The sequence below is a fragment of the Microvirga sp. P4_G7 genome (assembly GCF_056401005.1).
Window position 1 is genome coordinate 1 of the sequence record NZ_JBFUKD010000305.1, and the last position, 4,283, is coordinate 4,283.

Sequence of the window (4,283 nt, forward strand, 5' to 3'; positions counted from 1 at the left end):
ATGCGCTGATGAGAGTCTCAAAAAACGGGGTGATGAACATCGAGACCGGATGATTCGTGAGCGGGGCGGCACGATGCTGGTCGAAAAGGGGTAAATCAGATCTTAACGGCCTGAATTTGGGTCCGAAGCCCTGCCGGGTTGATCCCGAGCCCTCGGGTGCCGATATTCACCTTAACCTTTCCCTCGAACCTCCCGGAAGACATGCCCGCTCCCTTCGCCTCGTCGATCGTCCGCCAATCCGCCCGCGAATCGGCTCTTGCCGCTGCCTCTCCGGAAGCGGATCTCGGCGCGCTGCCCGAATGGGACTTGTCCCATCTCTACCCCGGGATCGACAGCGATGCCTTCAAGGCCGACATGATCAAGGCCGAGACGGAATGCCGTGCACTGGCGGATGCCTATCGCGGCAAGCTCGCGGACATGGCGAAGGCCGCGGACGCGACCGATGCCCTGGGGGAGGCGCTTCGGCGCTACGAGGCCGTCGAGGATCTCCTCGGCCGATTGATGTCCTATGCCGGCCTCGTTTACGCGGGAGACACGACGGATCCCGCGCGGGCGAAATTCTACGGCGATACCCAGGAACGCCTGACCGCCGCTTCCAGCGATCTGTTGTTCTTCGGGCTCGAGCTCAATCGCATCGACGACGCGCTCATGGACAAGGCTATGAGCGAGCAGCCGCTCGACCATTATCGGCCCTGGATCGAGGATCTTCGCAAGGACAAGCCGTACCAGCTCGACGATCAGATCGAGAAGCTGTTTCACGAGAAATCGGTGACCGGCCGCTCGGCCTGGAACCGGCTTTTCGACGAAACGATCGCGGCGCTGCGATTCAAYGTCCGTGGTGAAGAGCTCGCCATCGAACCGACGCTCAACAAGCTCCAGGATACCGACGAGACGGTGCGCAAAGATGCCGCCGAAGCGCTGGGCAAAGTGTTCAAGGCCAATCTGCGCACCTTCGCCCTCATTACCAACACCCTTGCGAAGGACAAGGAGATCTCGGACCGGTGGCGTGGCTTCGAGGATGTTGCTGATTCCCGCCATCTCGCCAACCGTGTCGAGCRCGAAGTCGTCGAGGCGATGGTGGCCGCGGTGCGCGACGCATATCCCCGCCTCTCGCATCGTTATTATGCGCTCAAGGCCAAGTGGTTCGGCAAGGACAAGCTCGATTATTGGGACCGCAATGCGCCCCTGCCCAAGGTCGATCAACGGACCATCAGTTGGAGCGAAGCAGAGGAAACGGTTCTCGGCGCTTATTCCGCATTCTCGCCGCGCATGGCGGATATCGCCAAGCGCTTCTTCGACGAAAAATGGATCGACGCACCGACGCGTCCAGGCAAAGCGCCGGGTGCTTTCGCGCATCCGACCGTTCCTTCCGYGCATCCCTATGTGCTGTTGAATTATCAGGGCAAACCACGCGATGTGATGACGCTCGCGCACGAACTGGGACACGGCGTTCATCAGGTTCTTGCCGCGCCGAACGGTGCGTTGATGGCGCCGACGCCGCTGACGTTGGCGGAAACCGCAAGCGTCTTCGGCGAAATGCTGACGTTCCGCCGGCTGCTCGATCGAACCACCGACAAGGTCCAGCGCAAGGCCATGCTGGCGGCGAAGGTCGAGGATATGCTCAACACGGTGGTGCGCCAGATCGCGTTCTATTCGTTCGAGCGCAAGGTGCACGAAGAGCGTCGCAACGGAGAGCTCACCGCAGAGAAACTGTGTGAATTGTGGATGTCGGTTCAGGATGAAAGTCTCGGCTCCGCCATTCGCGTCGGTCCGGGCTATGAGACGTTCTGGGCGTACATTCCGCACTTCATCCATTCGCCGTTCTACGTCTACGCCTACGCGTTCGGCGATTGCCTGGTGAACTCGCTCTACGGCATTTACGAGCGTTCGAGTGAGGGTTTCGTCGATCGCTATTTCGCTTTGCTCGCCGCGGGCGGAACCAAGCATTACTCGGAGCTCCTGGCGCCTTTCGGCCTCAACGCGAGCGACCCATCCTTCTGGCAGATCGGCCTCTCGATGATCGAGGGGTTGATCAACGAACTGGAAGCGATGGAGGAAGCGGCCTGAGGCGGGCGATGTCGGAGTTCGATCGCGAAGCGAATCGCTTTTCCGCCCGCGCCGCGCGCTACGCTCGCGTCGGCGCGAACATGGGCGGTGTCGCCGCGCGGATCGCCGGAGCGCGCCTGTTCGGGAGGGAGAGCGGCGACGCCAGTGCTGCTGCTCTCGCGCAAGCGCTCGGCGGGTTGAAGGGCCCGATCATGAAGGTGGCGCAACTCCTCGCCACCATCCCGGACCTGATCCCGCCGGAATACGCGGCCGAACTTCAGAAATTACAGAGCGACGCGCCGCCCATGGGCGCGGCGTTCGTGAAACGACGGATGCAGGCCGAACTCGGGCCCGATTGGCAAAGCCGGTTCGCATCGTTCGATCTTCATCCCGCCGCGGCCGCCTCTTTGGGCCAGGTCCACCGCGCGGTTTCGAAAGAGGGTGAAGCCCTGGCCTGCRAGCTGCAATATCCGGACATGCAATCCGCAGTGGAGGCGGATCTTCAGCAGCTCGAAATCCTCCTCGCCGTTCACCGTCGCTTCGACCCCGTCATCAACACGAGCGAGATCGCGCTCGAAATCGGTGAACGCGTCCGCGAGGAGTTGGACTATGCCCGCGAAGCGAAGCATGCCGCGCTCTACGAACACCTCCTCGAGGGGACCGACCAGGTCCGCGTACCGCGCGTGCACGGCGATCTCTCGACCGGCAGGCTGCTGACTCTCGGTTGGCTCGAAGGGGAGAAAATTCTCAATTTCGTCGAGAGTCCCGTCGAAATCCGCAACCGGCTCGCGGTCGCCATGTTCAAGGCGTGGTGGCATCCCTTCAGCTATGCCGCGGTCATTCATGGTGATCCGCATCTCGGCAATTACACCGTGTTCTCGGAGAACGGCGAAGCGCGCGGCATCAATCTCCTCGATTACGGCTGCATCCGCATCTTTCATCCGCGTTTCGTCGGCGGTGTCGTCGATCTTTATCGCGGGCTGCAGCATGACGACCGTGCGCGCGTCGTGGACGCTTACGAGACATGGGGCTTTCGCAATCTGTCGAAGGAACTGATCGACATTCTCAACATCTGGGCGCGGTTCATCTATGGGCCCTTGCTCGAGGATCGCGTCAGGACGGTGGCTGATGGTATCAAACCCGGAGAATATGGCCGCCGACAGGCCTTCCAGGTCCACAAGGCGCTCAAGGAAAAGGGTCCGGTGACGGTGCCGCGCGAGTTCGTTTTCATGGACCGCGCAGCTGTCGGCCTCGGCGCGGTCTTCCTGCATTTGCGGGCGGAACTGAATTATCACCAGTTGTTCGAGGAGCAGGTCGCGGATTTCTCCATCGACGCGCTTGCCACGCGGCAGCAACAGGCCCTGAATAGGGCGGGCTTGCCCATGCCAACGTAACGAGATTGCATTTTCGGACGCTCCGTCCTAATCACCTCGGGTCGGGGGATCGTCGATGAAGATCGTTTTTGTTCACCAGAATTTTCCGGGTCAGTTTCTTCGCCTCGCGAAGACTTTCGTCGCCGAGGGTCACGAGGTGTTTGCGCTCGGCATGACCAATACCGGCAAGACTTCGCCGATTCCCGGTGTCAAATACTACGCCTACACCCCCGCGCCCGGCCCCGAGGACGCGCCGTTTCAAAACCGTTATGCGCCGGTCGTCCCACGTCTTCGGCGGGCCTACGGCGTCGCGCAACTCGCGCGGCAACTGGCGAATGCCGGCCTTTCACCGGATCTCGTCGTGGTCAACACCGGGTGGGGCGAGAACCTGTTCTTGAAGGACATCTGGCCCGACGCGCGCCACGTCGCCTATTTCGAGTATTACTACAAGGCCACGGGCCAGGACCTCGATTTCGACCCGGAATTCCCCGTGACGAACGAAGAGGTGATCTGGCGGTTGCGCCTCAAGAACGCGATGCAACTTGGGGCTTTCGACGCCGCCGACGTCGCGGTCGCACCGACCCAGTATCAGCGGGATACATTCCCGCCCTATCTTCAGGACCGTCTCGCCATCATCCATGACGGCATCGACGCGCAAAGTCTCGGGCCCAATCCGGGCGCGAGCATTCGCATCGGCGAAAAGGGGCCTCAGCTCAACCGTCAGACGCCGGTCGTCACCTTCGTTACCCGGAACATCGAGCCGATGCGCGGGGCGCATGTGGTGTTCAGAAGCCTTCCCTACCTTCTCGATATCGACCCCAAGCTCCAGGTGGTGATCATCGGGGGCAAGGGCACGAGCTATTC

At 61.5% G+C, this 4,283-nt stretch carries 3 protein-coding genes; all 3 read left to right on the forward strand.

Annotation, left to right across the window (positions count from 1 at the left end; genetic code table 11):
* The first annotated feature begins 201 nt into the window (after window positions 1–201).
* Window positions 202–2,067 (forward strand): M3 family oligoendopeptidase, encoded by a 1,866-nt coding sequence (locus tag AC1DT3_RS13310; protein WP_477465729.1) that lies wholly within the window; start codon window positions 202–204, stop codon window positions 2,065–2,067.
* Window positions 2,068–2,075: 8 nt separating this feature from the next.
* On the forward strand, window positions 2,076–3,440 hold the full coding sequence (locus tag AC1DT3_RS13315; protein ID WP_477465730.1) for an ABC1 kinase family protein: 1,365 nt from the start codon (window positions 2,076–2,078) through the stop codon (window positions 3,438–3,440).
* Between the two features lie 55 nt (window positions 3,441–3,495).
* Window positions 3,496–4,283, forward strand: a 788-nt coding sequence (locus tag AC1DT3_RS13320) for a glycosyltransferase family protein (protein ID WP_477465731.1), incomplete at its 3' end; no start/stop codon positions are given.